This is a genomic window from Streptomyces rubiginosohelvolus (assembly GCF_014649875.1).
Lineage (GTDB): Bacteria > Actinomycetota > Actinomycetes > Streptomycetales > Streptomycetaceae > Streptomyces > Streptomyces rubiginosohelvolus.
Map to the genome: position 1 here is coordinate 95,061 of NZ_BMTW01000020.1, position 21,750 is coordinate 116,810.

Below are 21,750 nucleotides of genomic sequence, written 5' to 3' on the forward strand. Positions count from 1 at the left end.
GGGCCTTGACGGGGAGCTCTAGAGACCGACCTCGCGCATCAGCATGCCGACCTCGGTGTTGGTGAGGCGGCGCAGCCAGCCGGACTTCTGGTCGCCCAGCGGGATCGGCCCGAAGGACGTCCGCACGAGCCGCTCGACCGGGAAGCCGGCCTCGGCCAGCATCCGGCGCACGATGTGCTTGCGGCCCTCGTGGAGGGTCACCTCGACGAGGTAGTTCTTGCCGGTGTTCTCGACGACGCGGAAGTGGTCGGCGCGGGCGTAGCCGTCCTCCAGCTGAATGCCGTCCTTCAGCCGCTTGCCGAGGTCGCGCGGCAGCGGGCCCTGGATCGCGGCCAGGTAGGTCTTCTTCACGCCGTACTTCGGGTGCGTGAGGCGGTGGGCCAGCTCACCGTGGTTGGTGAGCATGATGATGCCCTCCGTCTCGGTGTCGAGCCGGCCGACGTGGAACAGCCGCGTCTCGCGGTTGGTCACGTAGTCGCCGAGGCACTGGCGGCCGTCCGGGTCCTCCATCGAGGAGACGACCCCGGCGGGCTTGTTCAGCGCGAAGAAGAGATACGACTGGGCGGCGACGGTGAGGCCGTCGACCTTGATCTCGTCCTTGTGCACGTCGACGCGCATGCCCTGCTCGACGACGATCTCGCCGTTGACCTCGACGCGGGACTGCTCGATCAGCTCCTCGCACGCGCGGCGCGAGCCCATGCCGGCCCGGGCGAGGACCTTCTGCAGCCGCTCACCCTCCTGCTCGGCGCCCGGGTGGGTCTTGGGCAGCTTGATGTCGGGCTTGTTCGCGTACCGGTCGCGGTTGCGCTGCTCGATCTTGGCGTCCAGCTCACGGGGGCGCGAGGGGGAGCCGCCGCGCCGGAAGCCGCCGCCGCTGCCGCCCTGCGCGGGCTTCGGGCCGCCCTTGGCGCCGCCGCGGGCCGCCGTGCCACGCCCCTTGCGGGGGCCGTCCTGGCCGCCCCGGGCGCCGGGGGCGTCGTTGCCGACGTCGTAGCGGCGCTCCTCCGGGCGGGGACGGCGGGGGCGCTGGTCCTGCTGCTCGTCACGCCCGCCCTGGAAGCCCTGACGGCCGCCCTGGCCGCCGGAACGCCCGCCCTGGCCGCTGCCGCCGCGACCGCCGCCACCCTGACCGCCGGAGCGTCCGCCCTGGCCGCCGCCCTGGCCCTGGCCCTGGCGGAAGGATCCGCCGCCGCTGCGGCCGCCCTGGCCGCGACCGCCGCCGCCCTGACCGCCGGGGCGACCGCCCTGGCCGCCGCTCCGGCCGCCCTGACCGCCACTGCCGCTTCCGCTGTTCCTGCCACTGCTTCGCATCAAAATTCCGTCTTGTCGTCTGCGTGAGTATCCGGGGTGTCCGGTGCGTCCGGATCGAACGACGGCACACCCTCTAGCGTCTCAGCCTCGATCGCGTCCGCCTCCGGGAGGAAGGGCGCGAGCTCCGGGAGCTCGTCCAGGCCGCGCAGGCCCATTCGCTCCAGAAAGTAGTTCGTCGTCCTGTACAGGATCGCACCTGTTTCGGGTTCCGCGCCCGCCTCGGCCACCAGGCCCCTCTGGAGGAGGGTCCGCATGACCCCGTCGCAGTTCACTCCGCGCACCGCCGAGACCCGCGAGCGGCTCACCGGCTGCCGGTACGCGACGACCGCCAGGGTCTCCAGCGCGGCCTGGGTGAGCCGGGCGTGCTGGCCGTCCAGGACGAAGCCCTCCACGGCCGCCGCGTACTCGGGCCGGGTGTAGAACCGCCAGCCGCCCGCGACGAGCCGCAGGTCGAAGCCCCGGCGCTGCACGGTGTACTCGTCGGCCAGCTCCCGCAGCGCGTCCGCCACGGCCCTGCGGGGGCGCTGGAGCACCTTGGCGAGGTGGTCGACGGTCGCGGGCTCGTCGACGACCATGAGGACCGCCTCCAGGGCGGGCTTGAGGTCGAGCGAGGCGACCGCGCCCTCGTCCCGCTCCTGATCCGGCTGCTCGCTCATTCCCGTACGCCCTCCTCGTCCGTGCCGCCGTTCAGCTCCTGGTCGAACTCGTCCGTCACCACCGGCTCCGCGCCCTCCCCGCCGCACCAGGCCACCAGCAGGTCGCCCAGCGCCTCGTCCTGGTCCAGGGTGACGGCCTTCTCGCGGTACAGCTCCAGCAGGGCCAGGAACCGGGCCACCACCGTCAGGGTGTCCGGGGCGTCCTCGGTCAGCGTCCTGAAGCTGACCGCCGCCCCGGCCGCGCGCAGCCGCTCCACCACCAGGCCCGCCTGCTCCCGGACGCTGACCAGGGGGGCGTGGATGTGGTCCACGTACACCTGGGGCTTCGGCTTCGGCTGCATCGCCTTCACCGCGAGCTTCGCGAAGCCCTCGGGCCCGATGCTGATGACCACCTCGGGCAGCAGCTCGGCGTGCTGGTCCTCCAGGCCGACCGTACGCGGGTGGCGGCGGGCCTCCGACTCCAGGCGGCCCTGGAAGATCTCGGCGATCTGCTTGTACGCGCGGTACTGGAGCAGCCGCGCGAAGAGCAGGTCCCGCGCCTCCAGGAGCGCGAGGTCCGCCTCGTCCTCGACCTCAGCGGCGGGCAGCAGCCGGGCGGCCTTCAGGTCGAGGAGGGTGGCGGCGACGACGAGGAACTCGGTGGTCTGGTCGAGGTCCCAGTCGGGGCCCATGGCGCGGATGTACGCCATGAACTCGTCGGTGACCTTGGAGAGGGCGACCTCGGTCACGTCCAGCTTGTGCTTGGAGATGAGCTGGAGGAGGAGGTCGAAGGGGCCCTCGAAGTTCACGAGGCGGACGGTGAACCGCTTGTCGTCGGGCTCGGGCGCGCGCTCCGGCGCGGCCGTTTCCGTGGGCTCCGGCTCGGCCGCGGCCTCCGGCTCGGGTACGGGCTCCGGCTCGGCCTCCGGTACGGGCTCCGGCTCGGGCTCGGGCTCGGGCTCAGCGTCCGGTACGGGCTCCGGCTCGGGTACGGGTTCCCGTACGGCCTCCGGCTCCGGGAACGCCGCCACGCCCGGTCCCCGGCCCAGGGCGCGGCGGCGCGGGGCGGCGGGGTCGTCGGGCGTGGGCATGGGGGTCCAGGGGTGGGGCGGCGGCGGTCGGGGTCCAGGGCGACAGGCCCTAGGGCAGGCTACCCGCGCCGTGCCGTTCAGCGGCCGCGCAGCCGCCGTACGAGGATGCTCGCGTCGCCCCGGGACTCCAGGTCGGCGAGGACCACCGCCACCGCCTCGCGGACGATACGGCCCCGGTCGACGGCGAGGCCGTGTTCGCCGCGCAGGACGAGCCGGGCGTGTTCGAGGTCCATCAGCTCCTCGGCGGAGACGTAGACCGTGATCTTCTCGTCGTGGCGTTCCCGGCCGCTGGGGCGGCGGTTCGCGCCGCGTGCGCCGCCGCGCCGGCGCTGGGGCTGGACCGCCGGCTGCTGCTCGGCCGGGGCGGAGGGACGCTCACCGGTGGCCTTGGCTGAGGGGGCTCGCTCGCCCTCGCCGCCGCGGCCGCGCGAGTCGCCGCCGTCGGCGTCGGCCGCGGTGTGCTCCTCACGGTCGGCGGACGACGGTACCTGGCCGGAGGGATCGCTCTCCCCGGCGGGCGCGGGCACCCGCGGTTCGCCGTTCGCCTTGCGCCGCCGCTCCGCGGGGGAGGACGGCTGGAGGCCCATCCCGCCTCCGGTGGTACGGAACAGTTCGTCGGCCCCCGGCAGACTCACTCGGCGTGACACCGGGCGAGCACCTCCCTGGCGAGCTGGCGATAGGCGGCGGCGCCGACCGAGTTGGAGGCGTAGGTGGTGATGGGCTCACCGGCGACCGTGGTCTCCGGGAAGCGGACCGTGCGCCCGATGACCGTGTGGTAGACGTGCTCGTCGAAGGCCTCGACGACGCGCGCCAGGACCTCGCGGCTGTGCACCGTACGGGAGTCGTACATGGTGGCGAGGATGCCGTCGAGCTCCAGCTCCGGGTTGAGCCGCTCCTGGACCTTCTCGATGGTCTCGGTGAGCAGCGCCACCCCGCGCAGCGCGAAGAACTCGCACTCCAGCGGCACTATGACCTTGTGAGCGGCCGTCAGGGCGTTCACGGTGAGCAGACCGAGCGAGGGCTGACAGTCGATCACGATGTAGTCGTAGTCGGCCATCAGCGGCTTCAGGGCGCGCTGGAGCGTGGACTCGCGGGCCACCTCGCTGACGAGCTGCACCTCGGCCGCGGAGAGGTCGATGTTGCTGGGCAGCAGGTCCATGTTGGGGACCGCGGTCTTGAGCAGGACGTCGTCGGCCGCCATGCCCCGCTCCATGAGCAGGTTGTAGACGGTGAGGTCCAGCTCCATCGGGTTGACCCCGAGGCCGACGGAGAGCGCGCCCTGCGGGTCGAAGTCGACGAGCAGGACCCGGCGTCCGTACTCCGCGAGGGCGGCACCCAGATTGATGGTCGACGTGGTCTTGCCGACGCCGCCCTTCTGGTTGCACATCGCGATGATCTTCGCGGGGCCGTGGTCGGTCAGGGGACCCGGGATCGGGAAGTACGGCAGGGGCCGTCCGGTCGGGCCGATGCGCTCGCGGCGCTGACGCGCGGCGTCGGGCGCGAGGGTGGCCGCGTACTCCGGATCGGGCTCGTACTCGGCGTCGGGGTCGTAGAAGTGCCCCTCGGGCACCTCGGCGAAGTCGGCGAAGCGGTCGGTGTCCCGGCTGCTCTCGTTGCCGGCCGTGGCGTTCACGTGTGGGCCGTCCATCATCTGGGGGGCTGTCGTCATGTGCTGTTGGGTGGCGAAGGTGCGGACCGCGACGGAGCCGACAGCTTCGAGCCCGATCGGGCTCAGACCCCGTACAGGCATCCCTGGTTGACCACCCCCAGGAGTAATTGTCGACTCATTCACAAGTCGTCTTACCTCCTTGGACGTGACCAGGAAACTTATCGATAGGTCAGCGTGGCACCATGCCGACGATTGGCGACTCTATGGCGTGTCACCGGTCCGCAGCAACACAATCCGCCGGACCCGGCCCGATGTGTCGGCAATCGAACGCCTCGCTGTCAAGGGTGCACAGCGACCAAGCCGCACATTTCACCGCTGCACGAAACGGGTAAAGGGTTACGTTCGGCGCGAGTTGCGCAAGGGCCTCACAAGTCCCGATACACGTCCGGCCGGACCTTGCGCGGCAAGGTCCGGCCGGAGTCCCGATGTTGACGAAGTCGGTTGACCCGTCAGCCGAGGAGCGTGCTCAGCTCGACGTGCGGGAGACCGTGCGCCTCGGCCACCTCGCGGTAAACCACCTGTCCCTCATGGGTGTTGAGGCCCTTGGCCAGCGCGGCGTCGCGGCGCAGGGCGTCGGCCCAGCCACGGTTGGCGAGCTCCACGATGTAGGGAAGCGTCGCGTTGGTGAGCGCGTAGGTGGAGGTGTTCGGGACCGCGCCGGGCATGTTGGCGACGCAGTAGAAGACCGAGTCGTGGACCAGGAAGGTCGGCTCCGCGTGGGTCGTCGGACGCGAGTCCTCGAAGCAGCCGCCCTGATCGATTGCAATGTCGACAAGTACACTTCCGGGCTTCATCTTGGCGACGAGCTCGTTGGTGACCAGCTTCGGGGCCTTGGCTCCGGGGATCAGCACGGCGCCGATGACGAGGTCGGCCTCGACGACGGCCTTCTCCAGTTCGAAGGCGTTGGAGACGACGGTCTTCACCTTGGTGCCGAAGATCTTGTCGGCCTCGCGGAGCTTGTTGATGTCGCGGTCGAGCAACGTGACGTGGAAGCCGAGGCCCACGGCGATCTGGGTGGCGTTCCAGCCGGAGACGCCGCCGCCGATGACGACGGCCTCGCCGGCGTGGGTGCCGGGGACACCGCCGGGGAGCACGCCGCGGCCGCCGACCGAGCGCATCAGGTGGTACGCGCCGACCTGCGGGGCGAGGCGGCCCGCGACCTCGGACATCGGGGCGAGCAGCGGGAGCGCGCGGTTGGCGGTCTCGACCGTCTCGTAGGCGATGGCGGTGGTGCCGGAGGCCAGCAGCGCGTCGGTGCACTCGCGGGAGGCGGCGAGGTGCAGGTAGGTGAAGAGCGTCTGGTCCTTGCGGAGGCGGTGGTACTCCTCGGCGACCGGCTCCTTGACCTTGAGCAGCAGGTCGGCGGCGGCCCAGACCTCGTCGGCGGTGGCCAGGATCTGCGCACCGGCGGCGACGTACTCCGCGTCGGGGATGGACGAGCCGACGCCGGCGTCGTGCTCGATGACGACCTGGTGGCCGTGGCGGACGAGCTCATGCACTCCGGCGGGGGTGATCGCCACCCGGAACTCGTTGTTCTTGACTTCGCGGGGGATGCCGACCTTCACGTCGATCACGGTCCTTGGCTTGGCTCGGAGGGTTATCCGGGCACAGCGGTGCACACCCGGACATATACAGCATAAATGGAGACGCCACGAAGGAACGCGGCAGAGCCAGTCTAATGAAGGACTTCGCGCTGTCTAGCCTTACAAAGCCTTAATTTTCTGTCGAAGCACTACGGATTTCGTAGGCTGAGGCCTCCTCGCCCAGCAATCTGTCGGCAGCGCCCCGGTGCAACCGGGCCGCCGCGGGATCCCCGAGCCGGTCCAGCGTGTCCGCCAGCCGCAGCTGGAGCGCGGCCTGAAGCCGCACGTCACCGGCGCTCCGGGCCAGCTCGACGGCCTCCCGGCAGGTCTGGAGCGAGTCGTGCGGCCGGCCCGCGTACTCCTGGACCCGAGCGGCCTCACTGAGCGAGCGCGCCTGGGCCGCCGGATCGCCGAGCCTGCGGTGGCCGGAGGCGGCGGCGCGCCAGTTCCGCAGGGCTTCGCCGTACCTCCCGGCGTACGTGTGGACCGCTCCGAGCCGTCCGTAGAGCCGGGCCTCGTCGGCCCGCTCCCCCTGGGTGAGCCGCTGGGAGAGCGCCCGGCCGTACCAGTCGGCGGCCCGGTGGTAGTCCCCCAGCTCCTCGTACGCGCCGCCCACGGATTCCATGGCGCGGCCGGTGGCGTACAGGTCCTTCGCGGCCTTTCCGGCGTCCAGCGCGGCCCGGTAGCGGGTCAGCGCCTCCCGGGTGCGGCCGGTGCGGGCGTCCAGGTCGGCGAGGTTGAGCAGGGCGGCCGCCTGTTCGCGGGGCAGCTCGCGGCGGAGCGCCACGTCCAGGACGAGACCGTGCAGCCCGTACAGCTCGGGGGCGGCCTCCTCCGTCCCCCGGTGCGCGGCCAGCGCCCGCACCAGGGCCGCCACCAGGCGTCGCGCCAGGGTGTCCAGCTCGCCGTCGGCCACGGCGAGCCGGGCCGATGCGAGCAGGGCGGGCTGGCGGACCCGCAGCCAGGCGCCCGCCTCCTCGGCGTTCGGGAAGCGCAGCGAGCGGGGCAGTCCGGCGACCTTGCCGCGGGCGGCGGACCCCTCGGGCTCGGCGATCGCACGGCAGGCCTGGAGCCGGCGCACGGTCCGCTCCAGCATCCGGGCGCGGGCGAGCTGGATCTCGGCCGGGCGGTCCCGGTCCTCCAACAGCGCCCGCAGCATCGGGGCGAGGCAGCCGGGCACCGCGTACTGGGGGTGGGCCGCGCCGTCCGTCCGCAGCAGCCCGAGCTTCACGAAGTCGTCGAGGGTGGCGCGGGCGGCGGAGACCGAGCAGCCGGCCAGCGCGGAGGCGGTGTGGGCGTCGGCGAGTCCGGCGGGGGCGAGGGCCAGCAGACGCAGTATCCGGGCGGCGGTCTGCGGCAGCGAGTCGTGGACGAGCCGGAAGGCGCGGGCCAGCGGACGGGCGCCGACGGGCTGCTGCTCATCGGGGTCGGGCAGCTCGTGCAACTGCCCCGCGACATCGGCGACCGAGGCCATGGGGTTCGCGGCGAGCAGGCCGCCCACCAGGGCGAGCGCCGCGGGCTGCCCCCCGCACTCCTCGGCCAGCCGCTCCGCGGTGCGGGGGTCGACGGTGATGCGGACCTGCCCGATGGCGCGGGCCAGCAGCCGCACCGCCGCCCCCTTCTCCAGTCCGCCGAGGGTGCAGGGCCGTACGTCGGGGATACCGGTCAGCGGCCCGGTCGCGGTGGCGAGGACCAGACAGTCGGGGTTCTCCGGGAGCAGCGGGTCGACCTGTTCGGCGTCGGCCGCGTCGTCGAGGACCAGGACCGGGCGGCGCCCGGCCAGGGCCTCGCGGACCAGCTCGGACAGTTCGTCCTCGTCGGCGCCGGGCGGGACCGCGATCCCGAGGAGGCCGAGGATCTCGCCTGCGGTGCGTTCGGTGGGGACCCGCTCGCCGTCGGGGTCGGTGAGGCCGACCCGGAGCACCCCGTCGGGATAGTCGCCGGAGCCCGTGCCCGCGACGGCCCAGGGCAGGGCGCCCGTGGCGGCCCGGGCGGCCCCGGCGGCGTCGGTTCCGGTGAGCGCCCCGGCCAGCTCCTCGGCGAGCGCGCTGCGGCCGGAGCCGGGGCGGCCCGCGATGAGCAGGACCCGGGCGCGGGGGGCCTTGCGGCCGGCCAGGGTGTCCAGTCCCGCGCGCTCGATGTCCGCGCGCAGATCCTTCAACTCCCGTTCGCGGCCGAAGAATCGGGGTGGGGCGGCGCCGGACTGCTCCTCGGCCCCCGGGGCCTTCGCCGGACCGCTGGTGTCCACCGCCTGATCGGTCACGAGCCACGCTCCACTTCGCTGCACGCGATGCCCGCCGGAACTCCGGTCGGGCGCGGTTCGAGCGTAGTTCAGCGGCGGGGACGATCACTGCGGAGCGAGGCGGGACCGCCCCCGATATCCCCCGATCGGATCAGCATCTCGTATGACCGATCAGGGGCGGAGCGCGGCCGGACGGACTGTCAGGCCTCGAAGGGCCGGGCCGGCCACGGCGCTTCGGCCGGGCGCAGCGAGTCGACGCCGTCGCCCGCGCGGACGGCGGTGAGCGCGAGCACCCCGACGACCAGGCAGTTGTTGTGCAGGTCCCCCGCGACGACCGAGCGGACCAGCTCGTCCAGCGGCACCCGGGCCTGCTCCATGTCGGCCTCCTCCTCGGCGACCGCGTACCGCTCGCCCTCCGCCTCGGAGAGATCGCGGGCCAGGAAGATCCGCACGGCCTCGTCGCAGCCGCCGGGCGTGGTGTAGACGTCGGTCAGCACCCGCCAGTTCTCGGCCTTGACGTGCGCCTCCTCGTACAGCTCGCGCTGGGCGGCGTGCAGGGGGTTCTCGCCGGGGATGTCGAGCAGTCCGGCCGGGATCTCCCAGAGCCGGTGGCGTACCGGGTGGCGGTACTGGCGCAGTACGAGGACCCGGTCCTCGTCGTCGATCGCGAGGACGGCGACGGAGCCCGGGTGGACCTGGTAGTCACGGCCGTGGACGGAGCCGTCGGGCATCACCACCTGGTCGGTGCGGACGCTGGTCTTGTTGCCGGTGAAGGGGGTCACCGTCGCGGTGACCTGCCACTCCTCGGGCGTGTCCTGGATACCCATGTGCCTACGTCCTCCCACGAACCAAAAGGAAACCGGGGCACCGATCCGTAGCGGATCCGTACCCCGGTCAACCGTAATGCCTCGGTGTTACGCGTCCGCGCCCTTCGCGGCGGCGACCTGGCGCGCGACGGCGGCCTTCACCAGACCCGCGAAGAGCGGGTGCGGGCGGGTCGGGCGCGAGCGCAGCTCCGGGTGCGCCTGGGTGGCGACCAGGTAGGGGTGGACCTCGCGCGGGTACTCGACGTACTCGACGAGCTTGTTGTCCGGGGAGGTGCCGGAGAAGACCAGTCCGGCCTTCTTCTCCAGCTCGGCGCGGTAGCCGTTGTTGACCTCGTAGCGGTGGCGGTGCCGCTCCTCGACGTACGGCTCGCCCGCGTAGGCCTCCCGCACGACGGAGCCCTCGGCGAGCTTGGCCGGGTAGAGGCCGAGCCGCATGGTGCCGCCGAGGTCGCCCGCGCCCTCGACGTAGGCGAGCTGCTCCTCCATCGTCGAGATGACGGGGTGGGAGGTGGCGGCGTCGAACTCGGTGGAGTTGGCGTCGGGGATCTCGGCGAGGTTGCGCGCCGCCTCGATCACGATGCACTGGAGGCCGAGGCAGAGGCCGAGCAGCGGGACCTTGTTCTCACGGGCGTAGCGGATGGCGCCGACCTTGCCGTCGACGCCGCGCTCGCCGAAGCCGCCCGGGATGCAGATCGCGTCCACGTCACCGAGGTGCTCGGCCGCTCCGGCGGCGGTGCGGCAGTCGTCGGAGGTGACCCACTTGACCTTGACCCGGGCCTTGTTGGCGAAGCCGCCGGCGCGGATCGCCTCGGTGACGGAGAGGTAGGCGTCGGGCAGGTCGATGTACTTGCCGACCAGGGCGACGGTGACCTCGTGGTCGGGGTTGTGGACCCGGTCCAGCAGGTCGTCCCAGGTGGTCCAGTCGACGTCGCGGAAGGGCAGGTCGAGCTTGCGCACGACGTAGGCGTCCAGGCCCTCGGTGTGCAGCACCTTGGGGATGTCGTAGATCGACTTGGCGTCGATGGCGGCGACCACGGCGGCCTCGTCGACGTCGCACATCAGCGAGATCTTGCGCTTGATGGCGGTGGGGACCTCGCGGTCGGCGCGCAGCACGATGGCGTCCGGCTGGATACCGATGTTGCGCAGGGCGGCGACCGAGTGCTGGGTGGGCTTGGTCTTCAGCTCGCCGGAGGGGCCGATGTAGGGCAGCAGCGAGATGTGCACGACGAAGACGTTGTCCCGGCCGACCTCGTGGCGGACCTGGCGGACGGTCTCCAGGAACGGCAGCGACTCGATGTCGCCGACCGTGCCGCCGACCTCGGTGATGACGACGTCCACGTCGTCGGTGGCCATGCGGCGGATGCGGTGCTTGATCTCGTTGGTGATGTGCGGGATGACCTGGACGGTGTCGCCCAGGTACTCGCCGCGCCGCTCCTTGGCGATGACCTGGGAGTAGACCTGGCCGGTCGTCACGTTGGCGGAGCCGTCGAGGTCGACGTCGAGGAAGCGCTCGTAGTGGCCGATGTCCAGGTCGGTCTCGGCGCCGTCGTTGGTGACGAACACCTCACCGTGCTGGAACGGGTTCATCGTGCCGGGGTCGACGTTGAGGTAGGGGTCGAGCTTCTGCATGGTGACCCGCAGGCCCCGTGCCTTGAGCAGGGCACCCAGGCTGGAGGCAGTCAGACCCTTGCCGAGGGAGGAGGCGACACCCCCGGTGACGAAGATGTGCTTGGTCGTCGTGGATGTGGGCTGCATAGCCAAAGGGGGCTCCCGTGGTCGCGATTCTGAGGTGCGAACGGCAGCCGAACCGGGGATTCCGGGGGGTGCCGTCGCTGCGGTTCGGGGGCCTCGTCCGCTGTCAGAGACGACCACCGTCCACGGGCTACCAGGGTAACAGCGACGGCGGGAGGCTGCTTCCGGCCACACCCTGCACAGAGGCGTCACACCATCACCCCAGTCATTTCACGTCCCACCCGATCAGCTCAGAGATCTTGCGGGCACCGTCGCGCGGATCTTCGTGGTGCGTCGTATCCTGCTCAAACACTCGCTGCCGAGACGGCCGGGCGGCGGCACCACCCAGGCCGCCCACCGGTACAGGAACTCGTCGGATCTTCCCGGGTGAAAGACCCTACGACCCCCTTGACCCGCAGTAAGCGCCCTTTGACGGGGCGACATGGCCGTTCGACTGGAGACGCACGTGGCCGGGCGCATCGAGGATTACGCACTCATCGGAGACATGCAGACCGCAGCCCTGGTCTGCCGGGACGGCACAGCGGACTGGCTGTGCCTCCCCCGCTTCGACTCGCACGCCGTCTTCGCGGGGCTGCTGGGCACCGAGGAGCACGGCTTCTGGCGCCTGAGCCCCGCGAGAGCGGAGGGAACGGAACCAGCCTCCGCCGACCGGCGGCGCTACCGCGGTGACTCCCTCATCCTGGAATCGGAGTGGGACACACCGCGCGGCACCGTACGGGTGACCGATTTCATGCCCCCGCGTGACGGCGCGCCCCAGCTCATCCGGATCGTGGAGGGTGTCAGCGGCCGGGTGCCGATGCGCTCGGAGCTGCGGATGCGGTTCAGCTACGGCCGGGTGACGCCGTGGGTGCACAAGGTCGACAACCGTACGGTCGCGGTCGCCGGGCCCGACTCGGTCTGGCTGGACACCGAAGCGGAAACGTATGGCCAGAATCTGACCACGTACTCCGACTTCACGGTGGGCCCCGGCGACCGGGTGGCGTTCACGATCAGCTGGCAGCCCTCGCACCACGAGCCGCCCGCCCTCCCCGAGCCGGAGAACTCGCTGGAGGCGACGGAGAACTTCTGGCGCGAATGGGTCGAGCAGTGTACGTACCACGGGCCCTACCGGGAGGCGGTCGTCCGCTCCCTGATCACGCTCAAGGCCCTCACGTACGCGCCGACCGGCGGCATCGTCGCAGCGCCGACGACGTCGCTGCCCGAGGAGATCGGGGGCGTACGGAACTGGGACTACCGCTACACCTGGCTGCGGGACGCCGCGATCACCCTCTCCTCGCTGCTGCGCACCGGCTACCGGGAAGAGGCCCGCGCGTGGCGTGAGTGGTTGCTGCGGGCGGTGGCGGGCGACCCGGAGAACCTCCAGATCATGTACGGCATCGCCGGCGAGCGTGAGCTCGGCGAGGCGGAGCTGGACTGGCTGCCCGGTTACGAGAACTCCACCCCGGTCCGCGTCGGCAACGGCGCCGCCAACCAGCTCCAGCTGGACGTGTACGGCGAGGTGACCGAGGCACTGCACCTGGCGCACATGACGGGTCTCACCCGCAACGACTACGCCATGGGCCTCCAGCTGAAGCTGATCGAGTATCTGGAGAAGCACTGGGAGGAGCCCGACGAGGGCATCTGGGAGGTGCGCGGCCCGCGCCGCCACTTCGTGCACTCGAAGGTGATGGCGTGGGTCGCGGTCGACCGGACGATCAAGCTGGTCGAGTCCGGTGACGTCGAGGGCCCGCTGGAGCGGTGGTACGAGCTCCGCGACGACATCCACCGGGACGTCTGCGAGCGCGGCTACGACAAGGAGCGCAACACCTTCACCCAGTCCTACGGGTCGAAGGAGCTGGACGCCTCCCTGCTGCTCATCCCGCAGATGGGCTTCCTGCCGCCGGACGACAAGCGCGTCATCGGCACGATCGAGGCGATCCAGCGGGAGCTGTCCACGGAGGACGGCTTCATCCTGCGCTACCCGACCGAGGGCGAGGACGCGGGCGTCGACGGTCTGGAGGGCGACGAGGGCGCGTTCCTGGCCTGCTCGTTCTGGATGGCCGACGACCTCGCGATGATCGGCCGGGTCGACGAGGCGCGCCAGCTGTTCGAGAAGCTGCTGTCGCTCCGCAACGACCTGGGCCTGCTGGCCGAGGAGTGGGACTCGAACCTCCAGCGCCAGGTGGGGAACTTCCCGCAGGCGTTCAGCCACGTCCCGCTGATCGACACGGCCCTGCGGCTGACGGCCAGCGGCGCGTACGTGGGCTGAGGCTGAGGCTGAGGCGTGACCGAACCGCCCATCGCGCTCCTCAGGGCGCGGTGGGCGGTTCGGCTGTGTACGCCCGGTGCAGCGTCTGAAGGAACCGGGGCGCCGCGGGCAGGTCGGTGGAGCCGATGCGGTGGACGGGGATCCCCGGGGTCCAGGAGTTCATGACGGCCGCACCGGCGAGGGCGGGCAGGTCGTCGGGGGTGACCGGGGCGACCCGCTGGCCGATGCCGAGTGCGTCCAGTTGTCTGCGGACGATGCCCAGGGTCGTACCGGTCAGGATCCGGGCCTCGGGCCACACCACCGACTCGCCGTCCCAGAACACCAGGTTCCAGATGGTCGCCTCGCTGAACCGGCCCTCCCGGTCCAGGAAGGCGGCGTCGTCGAAGCCGTCGGCGACGGCCTGCCGGAGCAGGTGCGTCTTGGCCACCTCGCCGACGTGCTTGATGTGCGGCAGGAACCGTTCGTGTTCCATCGCTGCCAGGGCGAGCGGGCCGTCGGGGCCGGAGGACGGCGGGCCGGTCCGCACCAGCAGCGTCGGTTCCCCCTCGGCCGCGGAGAACTCGCCGGCCGTGGAGGAGACCGTGGCCGTCAGCGACATGTCGGCCGGTCCTTCGTCAAGCGCCGTACGCAGACGGGCGCGGACCACGTCCTCGGGCAGGGCCCGGCCGAACAGCTCCACCGACGCGGACCGCAGCCGCTCCAGATGGAGGTCCAGGCCCCGGATCCGCCCGTCGCGGATCTGTGCGGCGGTGAAGTGGGCATGGCCCGAGAAGGCGAGCGGTCCCAGGTCGTCGGTGGTCGCCGGACGGCCGTCGAGGTGCGCGATGTGCGGGGAATCTTCGTTCATGGCACGGACGTTAGGGCTTGACACCGGTGTCAAGGTCAAGCGTCGAGGGCGGGGCAGGCATGCTGATCGGGGAGTTGTCGCGGCGGACGGGCGTCAGCGCACGGTCGTTGCGGTATTACGAGGCGCAGGAGCTGCTGGAGGCGCGGCGCGGGACGAACGGCTATCGCGCCTACGACGAGGACGCGGTCGCCTCCGTACGGAAGATCCGGGCGCTGCTGCGGGCCGGGCTCTCCACCGAGGTGATCCGTCAGGTGCTGCCGTGTGCCAGGGGCGAGCAGGCGGACTTCGACTGGTGTGCGGAGCTGCGGGCGATCCTGGACGGGGAGCTGGCGGACCTGGACGAGCAGATCGAGGCGTTGCGGCGGAGCCGGGGGGCGTTGGTGGGGTTGCTGGCCGAGCGGTGACGGCCCGACCACGGCATCCACGCCTCCCCTGCCATGCGCACCCGGCCTCCCGGGCGGTAGCGTCCTGAACAGGACAGTCCGGATCAGGACGACCGCCCGGGAAGCGGGCAGGGCACCAGGGGAAAGCGGGCCGGGTACGTGGAAAGCCACAGCGGAATCACCGTGCAGCGGGCGCTGGAGCTGCCGGGGCTGCGCGCCGGGCTCCCGGAGGTGGTGGCCGGCGCCGACCGGCTGAACCGTACGGTGCGCTGGGTGCACGCGGGCGAGGTCCCGAACATCGCCTCGCTCCTCAAGGGCGGCGAGCTGCTCCTGACGACCGGTCTCGGCCTGGGTGCCCGCCCCGCCGAACAGCGCGCCTTCGTCCGCCGTCTCGCCGACCGGGGCATCGCGGCCCTGGTGGTGGAGCTGGGCCCGCGCTTCGGCCGACTGCCCGCCTCCATCGTGGACGCCGCCCGCGCGGCCGGTCTTCCGCTGGTCCAGCTGCACCGCGAGGTGCCGTTCGTCGCGGTGACGGAGGAGGTGCACACCGAGATCGTCAACGGGCACTACGCGCTGCTCCAGCAGGCGGAGGAGGTGCACCGGCGCGCCACCCGGGCGCTCCTGGACGGCGGCGGGGTGCCGCAGGTCCTCGGGATCCTCGCCGACTTCACCGCCAACCCGGTCTTCCTGGAGACGCCCGACGGCCAGCTCCTGTACGCGGCGTCCACCGGGACAGGGCCGGTCGGCGCGGACCCGCTCCAGGTCTGGGAGGGCATGCGCGGCGACCGGGCGGCCCGGGAGTCCCCGCCGACCGGTGCGCTGCTCGTGGACGTGCCCGGCGGCGGGCCGGAGACCGGTTCGGTGCGGGCGCGGCTGGTGCTGCTCGCGGTGGCCGGGCCGCTGGCGACCGTGCACCGGATGGCGGCGGAGCGTGCGGCGGGCCTCCTGGCGGTCGTGCTGATGCAGGCCCGGCAGGAGGAGGAGCTGGCCGCCCGGGGCCGGGGCGACTTCCTGACCGACCTGGCGGAGGGCCGGATCGCCCCGGAGGACGCCCCCGCCCAGGCCCGGGTGCTCGGCTTCCGCCCCGGCGGGACACCGCTGCTCCCGGTCGTGATGCGGCTGGCGCCCGAGCTGTCCCCGTCGGGCAACTGGGCGCTGCTGGCCCGTGCGGTGCTGGAGGAGCTGGCCTCGGTCGGGGTGCCGGTGCTGCTCGGCGTACGGCCCGTGGAGGGGCGGGTTCCGCTGCTGCTGGGGCTGCGGTCGGAGGGCGAGCGCACGGCGGTCGCGGACCGGGTGGCGGCGGCGCTGCGGGCGGGCGTGGAGCGGGCCGGTCTCGACCGGGCCGGAGCCCAGCACCCGGTGGTCGTGGTCGGCGTCGCGGGCGGCTGGGCGGCGGCGGGCGCCGGGCTGCGGCACGCGTCGGAGACGGCGACGGCCGCGCAGGGCCTGGACGACCGGCCCTGGTACGACGCCCGGCGGCTCGACATCGATCTGCTGCTGTGGCGGCTGCGGGACCATCCGGACCTGGCGGCGTTCGTGAACCGGGCGATCGGCCCGCTGCGCGAGCACGACCGCACCTCGCGCCCGCCGCTGCTGCCGACGCTCCAGGCGTATCTGGCGCACGCGGGCCGCAAGGCGGAGACCGCCCGCGAGCTGCACCTCAACCGCCAGACCCTCTACAACCGGCTGGCCCGGATCGGCGAGCTGCTGGGCACGGACCTGGACGACCCGCAGACGGTGCTGGCGCTGAGCCTGGCGCTACGGGCCCGCCGCCACACGACCTGAAAGGGCCGGGGTACGCACAGGCTCAGCGGCCCCGCCCCGTCGCCAGCGGCTGCGCCAACTCGTCGTAGACGCTGAGCACATGGGCGATCGTGTCGTCCTCGGTGGGCCAGCCCGCCGCCTGCACCCGCCCGGCCTCGGCGAGCCGGGTCCGGGCCGCCGGGTCCCCGAGCAGCCGCACGACCGTACGGGCGAGGGCCTCGGCGTTGCCGTACGGCACCAACTCAGCTGCCTCACCGACCAGTTCCGGCACACCACCGACCGCGGTGGCCACCAGCGGCACCCCGGACCGCAGCGCCTCCTGCGCCAGCAGGGAGCGGCCCTCCCACCGGCTCGGCAGCAGGGCCAGATCGGCGGCGGCGACCAACTCCCCCACCCCCTCCCGCGACCCGATGAGGGAGACGGGCAACTCCTCTTCCCTGATCCGTCGTTGCAGGGCCTCCCGATCACGCCCCTCCCCCGCGATGACGAGCAGCGGCACGGGGTCCAGCCGCCGCCAGGCACGGGCCGCGTCCAGCAGGGCGTCGAACCCGTGATGCGGTACGAGACTGCCGACGGCCATCAGCAACGGCCGGTCCACCGCTCCCAGTTCGGCCCGCACCTTGCCCGCGTCGACGGCCCCGTCCGGGTGCGCGGGCGGGACGGCGGCGGGGGCGAGCCGGGCATCGCGGGCGCCCCGCTCCCGGGCCAGGTCCACCAGGTCGGAGGAGGGGGCGAGGACCACGGCCGCCGCCCGTGCGGCACGCCGTTCCAGCAGGTGCAGGATCTGGCGGCGGGCGCCTTCCGCGTACCGGCGGGTGTGCCAGGTCGTCACGAGGGGCACGGTGCGTCCGCTCAGCGCGAGGGCGGTGCGGGCGGCCGCGTGGAGTCCGTGGGCGTGGACGACGTCCGCCCCCGTGCAGGCGGCGCGCAACGCGGCGACGGCGGCCGGGTCGCTACGGCGGGGCACCGGCAGGAAGCGGGCTCCGGTCGCCGTGAAGTCGTAGGCGCGGTCCACGGCGGCCGGCGCGCAGACGGTCACCTGCACCCCGCGCGCCACCAGCCCGGCGGCCAGCGAACCGACGTGCGCGCTGCTGCCCGCACTGCCGCCGCCCAGGACTTGGACCGTACGCAGCTGTGACACGTTGATTGGCTCCCCGGGGCTCCGGAGTCGGCGGAACAAGGACAGCGCCAAGGATGCCAGCCCGTACGCACGTTCCGGCACTGGCGGAACGTTGCTGCCGCTTCCACGGCGACAACCGACCACACCGCATCACCCTCACGGGTGAATCACGGGTGAATGAGGGGACGCGGGGTTGCCGTCATCCTGGGAGGGGGCGGGCACGGGCGAAGGAACCCCGCCCGCACCCGCACCATCGCACCGGACCGAACCCGAGCGCACCGCGCCGGACGGCACCGCGCCCCCGGACCTCACCCGTCGGCGCGCGCCGTGGCCAGCAGCTCCTCGGCGTGGGCGCGGGCCGTCTCGGAGTCCTCCTGGCCCGCCAGCATCCGGGACAGCTCCCGGACCCGGTCCTCGCCCTCCAGGACGGTGACGCCGCTGCGGGTCACCGAGCCGTCCACGGTCTTCTCGACCAGCAACTGCCGGTCGGCGAAGGCCGCGACCTGCGGCAGGTGGGTCACGACGACCACCTGCGCGGACTTGGCGAGCTTGGCGAGCCGGCGGCCGACCTCGACCGCCGCCTTGCCACCGACGCCCGCGTCGACCTCGTCGAAGAGATACGTCGGTACGGGGTCGGAGCCCGCGAAGACGACCTCGACCGCGAGCATCACCCGGGACAGCTCACCGCCCGACGCGCCCTTGGCGATCGGCCGGGGCTGGGCGCCCGGGTGCGGGGCGAGGAGCAGTTCCACCTCGTCGGCGCCCGAAGGGCCGTAGAGGACGCTCCGCCCGCCGATGTCGATGCCGGACGCCTCGTCCGCCGCCTCGGTCTGCCGGACGGCGAAGGAGACCCGGGCGTGCGGCATGGCGAGCGAGGCCAGTTCCTCGGTCACCGCATCGGCGAACCGGGCGGCGGCCTCCGTACGCGCGTCGGTCAAAGCCTGCCCGAGCACGGAGAGTTCGGCCCGTAGCGCATCGCGCTCGGCGGTCAGCTCGCCGATCCGCTCGTCGTCGCCCTCCAGCTCGGTGAGCCGGCCGGCGCCCTCCTGGGCCCAGGCCAGCACGGCCGCGATGTCCTCGCCGTACTTACGGGTCAGGGCGGTCAGCGCGGCCCGGCGCTCCTCCACGACGGCCAGCCGCACCGGGTCGGCGTCGAGCTGGTCGGCGTACCCGGCCAGCTCGCCGGAGACATCGGCGAGCAGGATCGAGATCTCCCCGACCCGGTCCGCCAGCGCGGCCAGTGCCGGGTCGTGGGCCCGGACCCCGTCCAGGGCCTGCCCGGCGGCGGCGACCACGGTGGTGGCGTCGACGCTCTCCGGGTCCTCCGGGTTCCCCGCCAGCGCGGTGTGCGCGAGGGAGGCGGCGGAGGCGAGGGCCTCGGCGTGCCCGAGCCGTTCCGCCTCGGCGGCCAGCTCGACGTCCTCCCCCGGCAACGGCTCGACGGCGGCGACCTCGTTCAGCCCGAAGCGCAGCAGATCCGCCTCCTGGGCCCGCTCCCGGGCCCGGGTGGTCAGCTCTTCGACCTCCGTGGCGACGGCGCGCAGCCGCCGGTAGGCCGCCGCGTACTTGGCGTGCGGGACCTCCACGCCGTCCCCGGCGTACCGGTCCAGGGCGCCCCGCTGCCGGGCCGGCTTGAGCAGGCCCTGCTGGTCGGTCTGGCCATGCACGGCGACGAGTTCGTCCGCCAGCTCGGTCAGGACCCCCACCGGCACGGATCTGCCGCCGAGATGGGCCCGTGAGCGCCCTTCGGCCGAAACGGTACGGCTGATGAGCAGCGCACCGTCGTCGAGTTCCGCCCCGGCCTCCTCGGCCCGCAGCGCCGCCGCGTCGCCCTCGGACACGGTGATCCGGCCCTCGACGACCGCGGCCTTGGCCCCGACCCGTACGAGAGCGGGGTCCGCGCGCCCGCCGAGCAGCAGCCCGAGGCTCGTGACGACCATGGTCTTGCCCGCGCCCGTCTCACCCGTGACCGCGGTGAAACCGGGTGACAGCTCCACCACCGCGTCGTCGATGACTCCGAGCGACCGTATCCGCATCTCCTCCAACACGGACATGACCTTACGAGGTCCCGGGCCGGACGCGCGACGGCCCCCGCTCCCGGATTCACTCTCCCGGGTAGGACGGGGGCCACGGACGCTCCCGGTGACCGTCAGTGCGGCAGCCCCCGCCACCCCGAGACGGGCAGCGCGAACTTCGCCACCAGACGGTCGGTGAACGAGGCCTGGTGCAGCCGTGCCAGCCGTACGGGCACCGCGCCGCGCCGCACCTCGACCCGGGCGCCGGCGGGCAGCTCCACGGTCCGCCGGCCGTCGCACCACAGGACCCCGTGCGGGGTGTGCGGCTGGACCTCGACCGCGAGCACGGACGTGGGCGAGGTCACCAGCGGCTTGGCGAACAGCGCGTGGGCGCTGATCGGGACCATCAGCAGCGCCTCGACCTCGGGCCAGACGACGGGCCCGCCCGCCGAGAAGGCGTACGCCGTCGAACCGGTCGGGGTCGCGCAGACGATCCCGTCGCAGCCGAACCCGGTGACGGGACGCCCGTCGATCTCCAGGACGACTTCGAGCATCCGCTCGGGCGACACCTTCTGCACGGCCGCCTCGTTGAGCGCCCAGTCGCTGTGCACGACATCGCCGTTGCTGTGCACGAGGACGTCGATCGTCATGCGCTCCTCGACCTCGTAGTCGCGGGTGACGACCCGGGAGACCACCTTGTCGAGGTCGTCGCGCTCGGCCTCGGCGAGGAAGCCGACGCGCCCGAGGTTGACGCCGAGCATCGGCACCCCGGAGGCGCGGGAGAACTCCGCGCCGCGCAGCAGGGTGCCGTCACCGCCGAGGACGATCAGCAGCTCGCAGCCGTCCACGGCGGAGGGGCTGGTGTCGGTGACCGTCTCCACGGCGTCCGGCAGCGGCAGATCGGCCGCCTCGGCCGCCGAGACCCGTACGCCGAGCCCGTTGCGCAGCAGGCCCTGCACGACGAGCTCAGCGCTGCGGATCGCGGCCGGGCGGCCGGTGTGCGCCAGGAGAAAGACAGTTCGTGCCGTCTCGGTCGTCACATTCGTCGTCAACGGGGCCCCTCCGCCACTGCACGGTCGACATCCGCGGGATCCAGCTCAGGTGCGCCGGCCCGCAGCCACAGAAAGTACTCGACGTTGCCCGAAGGCCCGGGCAGCGGACTGGCCGTCACCGCGCGGACGCCGAGCCCGAGCTCCCAGGCCCGCCGGGCCACTTCGCGTACGGCTTCGGCGCGCAGCTCCGGGCTCCGCACCACTCCGCCGCTGCCGAGCCGCTCCTTGCCCACCTCGAACTGCGGCTTGACCATGAGGACCAGGTCCGCGTCGGGCGCGGCACAGCGGGCGAGGGCGGGCAGCACGAGGCCCAGCGGAATGAAGGACAGATCCCCCACCACCAGGTCGACCGCCTCCCCGTCGATGCCCTCCAAGGTCAACTCCCGCACGTTGGTACGGTCCTTGACGACGACCCGTTCATCGGACTGCAGCGACCAGGCGAGCTGCCCGTAGCCGACGTCCACGGCGACGACCTGCCGGGCCCCGGCCCGCAGCAGCACATCGGTGAACCCACCGGTCGACGCCCCGGCGTCCAGCGCCCGTCGCCCCTCCACGGTCAGCCCGAGCGGGACGAAGGCGGCGAGCGCCCCGGCCAGCTTGTGCCCGCCGCGCGAGACGTAGTCCGGGTCGTCGTCGTCCTGGGTGACGACGATCGCGGCGGCCGTCTCGACCTGGGTGGCGGATTTGGTCGCGGTGGTCCGGCCGACGGTGACGCGCCCCGCGGCGATCAGCTGGCTCGCGTGCTCGCGCGAGCGGGCGAGCTTGCGGCGTACCAGCTCGGCGTCGAGGCGGCGACGTGCCACTCCTGCCACGTTCGGTTCAGCTCCTGTGGTCGTGCGTGTTGTCGTACGCGGATCGGGCTCCGGGTGCGGCCGCGGTCCCGGGCGGCCCGGGTACGGCGGCCGGACGGGCGTCCAGCGAGGTCAGCTCGGCCCGCAGCCCACGGTGTACATCCTCGTACACCTCGATGTGCCCGTCCGCCGGGAGGTGGTCGGCGTCGGCGAGCCGCTCCAGCCGGGCGTCCACCGCGGCATGGCCGGTGGGGGTGCGCACGACCCCGAGGGGCGCGGGCCCGGCGGGCTCGAAGGAGGGCGCCGCGGCGGCCGGCTCCCCGCCCACCGGCTCAGCGGGCGTGCTCACGGGCGGTGTCCCCGCCTCCGGCGTCCAGTCGCTCATGCCGAAACGCTACCGCGACCGGCCGGTGTACCGTC

At 72.9% G+C, this 21,750-nt stretch carries 18 protein-coding genes; 3 read left to right on the top strand and 15 right to left on the bottom strand.

Annotated features, from left to right (window positions below; all coding sequences use genetic code 11):
• Positions 1-18: 18 nt before the first annotated feature.
• The 9 genes from IE134_RS30920 to pyrG all read right to left on the bottom strand — a co-directional run bounded on the left by IE134_RS30920 (position 19) and on the right by pyrG (position 11,113).
• Complete coding sequence (locus IE134_RS30920; protein ID WP_030721459.1) at positions 19-1,311, bottom strand: pseudouridine synthase; 1,293 nt, start codon at positions 1,309-1,311, stop codon at positions 19-21.
• Positions 1,311-1,967: an SMC-Scp complex subunit ScpB gene (gene scpB / locus IE134_RS30925; protein WP_030590389.1), complete on the bottom strand. Its 657-nt coding sequence runs from the start codon at positions 1,965-1,967 to the stop codon at positions 1,311-1,313. The genes IE134_RS30920 and scpB overlap by 1 nt, the downstream gene beginning before the upstream one ends.
• On the bottom strand, positions 1,964-3,037 hold the full coding sequence (locus IE134_RS30930) for a segregation and condensation protein A (protein ID WP_189432395.1): 1,074 nt from the start codon (positions 3,035-3,037) through the stop codon (positions 1,964-1,966). Before IE134_RS30930 ends, scpB begins: the two co-directional genes overlap by 4 nt.
• A gap of 77 nt (positions 3,038-3,114) precedes the next feature.
• Entirely contained in the window at positions 3,115-3,672 is a 558-nt protein-coding gene (locus tag IE134_RS30935) for a hypothetical protein (RefSeq protein WP_030721454.1), read from the bottom strand.
• A complete protein-coding gene (locus IE134_RS30940; RefSeq protein ID WP_010070292.1) occupies positions 3,669-4,787 on the bottom strand; it encodes a ParA family protein in 1,119 nt (372 codons plus the stop codon). The genes IE134_RS30935 and IE134_RS30940 overlap by 4 nt, the downstream gene beginning before the upstream one ends.
• A gap of 368 nt (positions 4,788-5,155) precedes the next feature.
• Positions 5,156-6,271 (bottom strand): alanine dehydrogenase, encoded by a 1,116-nt coding sequence (ald, locus tag IE134_RS30945; protein WP_030721450.1) that lies wholly within the window; start codon positions 6,269-6,271, stop codon positions 5,156-5,158.
• A 148-nt stretch (positions 6,272-6,419) separates the two neighbouring features.
• Positions 6,420-8,552 carry an ATP-binding protein gene (locus IE134_RS30950; RefSeq protein WP_098020259.1) on the bottom strand — a complete coding sequence of 711 codons (2,133 nt, stop codon included), beginning with the start codon at positions 8,550-8,552 and terminating at the stop codon, positions 6,420-6,422.
• 179 nt (positions 8,553-8,731) lie between these two features.
• Entirely contained in the window at positions 8,732-9,358 is a 627-nt protein-coding gene (locus IE134_RS30955; protein WP_030721443.1) for an NUDIX domain-containing protein, read from the bottom strand.
• An 87-nt stretch (positions 9,359-9,445) separates the two neighbouring features.
• Complete coding sequence (gene pyrG / locus IE134_RS30960; protein ID WP_006123524.1) at positions 9,446-11,113, bottom strand: CTP synthase; 1,668 nt, start codon at positions 11,111-11,113, stop codon at positions 9,446-9,448.
• 418 nt (positions 11,114-11,531) lie between these two features.
• Between pyrG and IE134_RS30965 the strand changes: the two genes are divergently transcribed.
• On the top strand, positions 11,532-13,358 hold the full coding sequence (locus IE134_RS30965) for a glycoside hydrolase family 15 protein (RefSeq protein WP_030721439.1): 1,827 nt from the start codon (positions 11,532-11,534) through the stop codon (positions 13,356-13,358).
• 40 nt (positions 13,359-13,398) lie between these two features.
• On the opposite strand, the gene IE134_RS30970 is transcribed toward IE134_RS30965, so the two are convergent.
• A complete protein-coding gene (locus IE134_RS30970; protein WP_098020260.1) occupies positions 13,399-14,205 on the bottom strand; it encodes an aminotransferase class IV family protein in 807 nt (268 codons plus the stop codon).
• Positions 14,206-14,264: 59 nt separating this feature from the next.
• On the opposite strand from IE134_RS30970, the gene IE134_RS30975 reads away from it, so the two are divergent.
• Both IE134_RS30975 and IE134_RS30980 read left to right on the top strand, forming a co-directional pair.
• Complete coding sequence (locus tag IE134_RS30975) at positions 14,265-14,609, top strand: MerR family transcriptional regulator (RefSeq protein ID WP_098020261.1); 345 nt, start codon at positions 14,265-14,267, stop codon at positions 14,607-14,609.
• 138 nt (positions 14,610-14,747) lie between these two features.
• Entirely contained in the window at positions 14,748-16,373 is a 1,626-nt protein-coding gene (locus tag IE134_RS30980; protein WP_030721430.1) for a PucR family transcriptional regulator, read from the top strand.
• A 22-nt stretch (positions 16,374-16,395) separates the two neighbouring features.
• Here the strand turns inward: IE134_RS30980 and IE134_RS30985 are convergent, their stop codons facing one another.
• The 5 genes from IE134_RS30985 to IE134_RS31005 all read right to left on the bottom strand — a co-directional run bounded on the left by IE134_RS30985 (position 16,396) and on the right by IE134_RS31005 (position 21,715).
• Complete coding sequence (locus IE134_RS30985; RefSeq protein ID WP_030721428.1) at positions 16,396-17,493, bottom strand: glycosyltransferase family 4 protein; 1,098 nt, start codon at positions 17,491-17,493, stop codon at positions 16,396-16,398.
• 287 nt (positions 17,494-17,780) lie between these two features.
• Positions 17,781-19,526: a DNA repair protein RecN gene (gene recN, locus IE134_RS30990; protein WP_030721425.1), complete on the bottom strand. Its 1,746-nt coding sequence runs from the start codon at positions 19,524-19,526 to the stop codon at positions 17,781-17,783.
• Between the two features lie 95 nt (positions 19,527-19,621).
• On the bottom strand, positions 19,622-20,527 hold the full coding sequence (locus tag IE134_RS30995; RefSeq protein ID WP_010056921.1) for an NAD kinase: 906 nt from the start codon (positions 20,525-20,527) through the stop codon (positions 19,622-19,624).
• Positions 20,528-20,535: 8 nt separating this feature from the next.
• Positions 20,536-21,351, bottom strand: a complete 816-nt coding sequence (locus tag IE134_RS31000; RefSeq protein WP_030721420.1) for a TlyA family RNA methyltransferase — start codon at positions 21,349-21,351, stop codon at positions 20,536-20,538.
• Positions 21,352-21,358: 7 nt separating this feature from the next.
• Complete coding sequence (locus IE134_RS31005) at positions 21,359-21,715, bottom strand: hypothetical protein (RefSeq protein WP_189432397.1); 357 nt, start codon at positions 21,713-21,715, stop codon at positions 21,359-21,361.
• Positions 21,716-21,750: the final 35 nt, after the last annotated feature.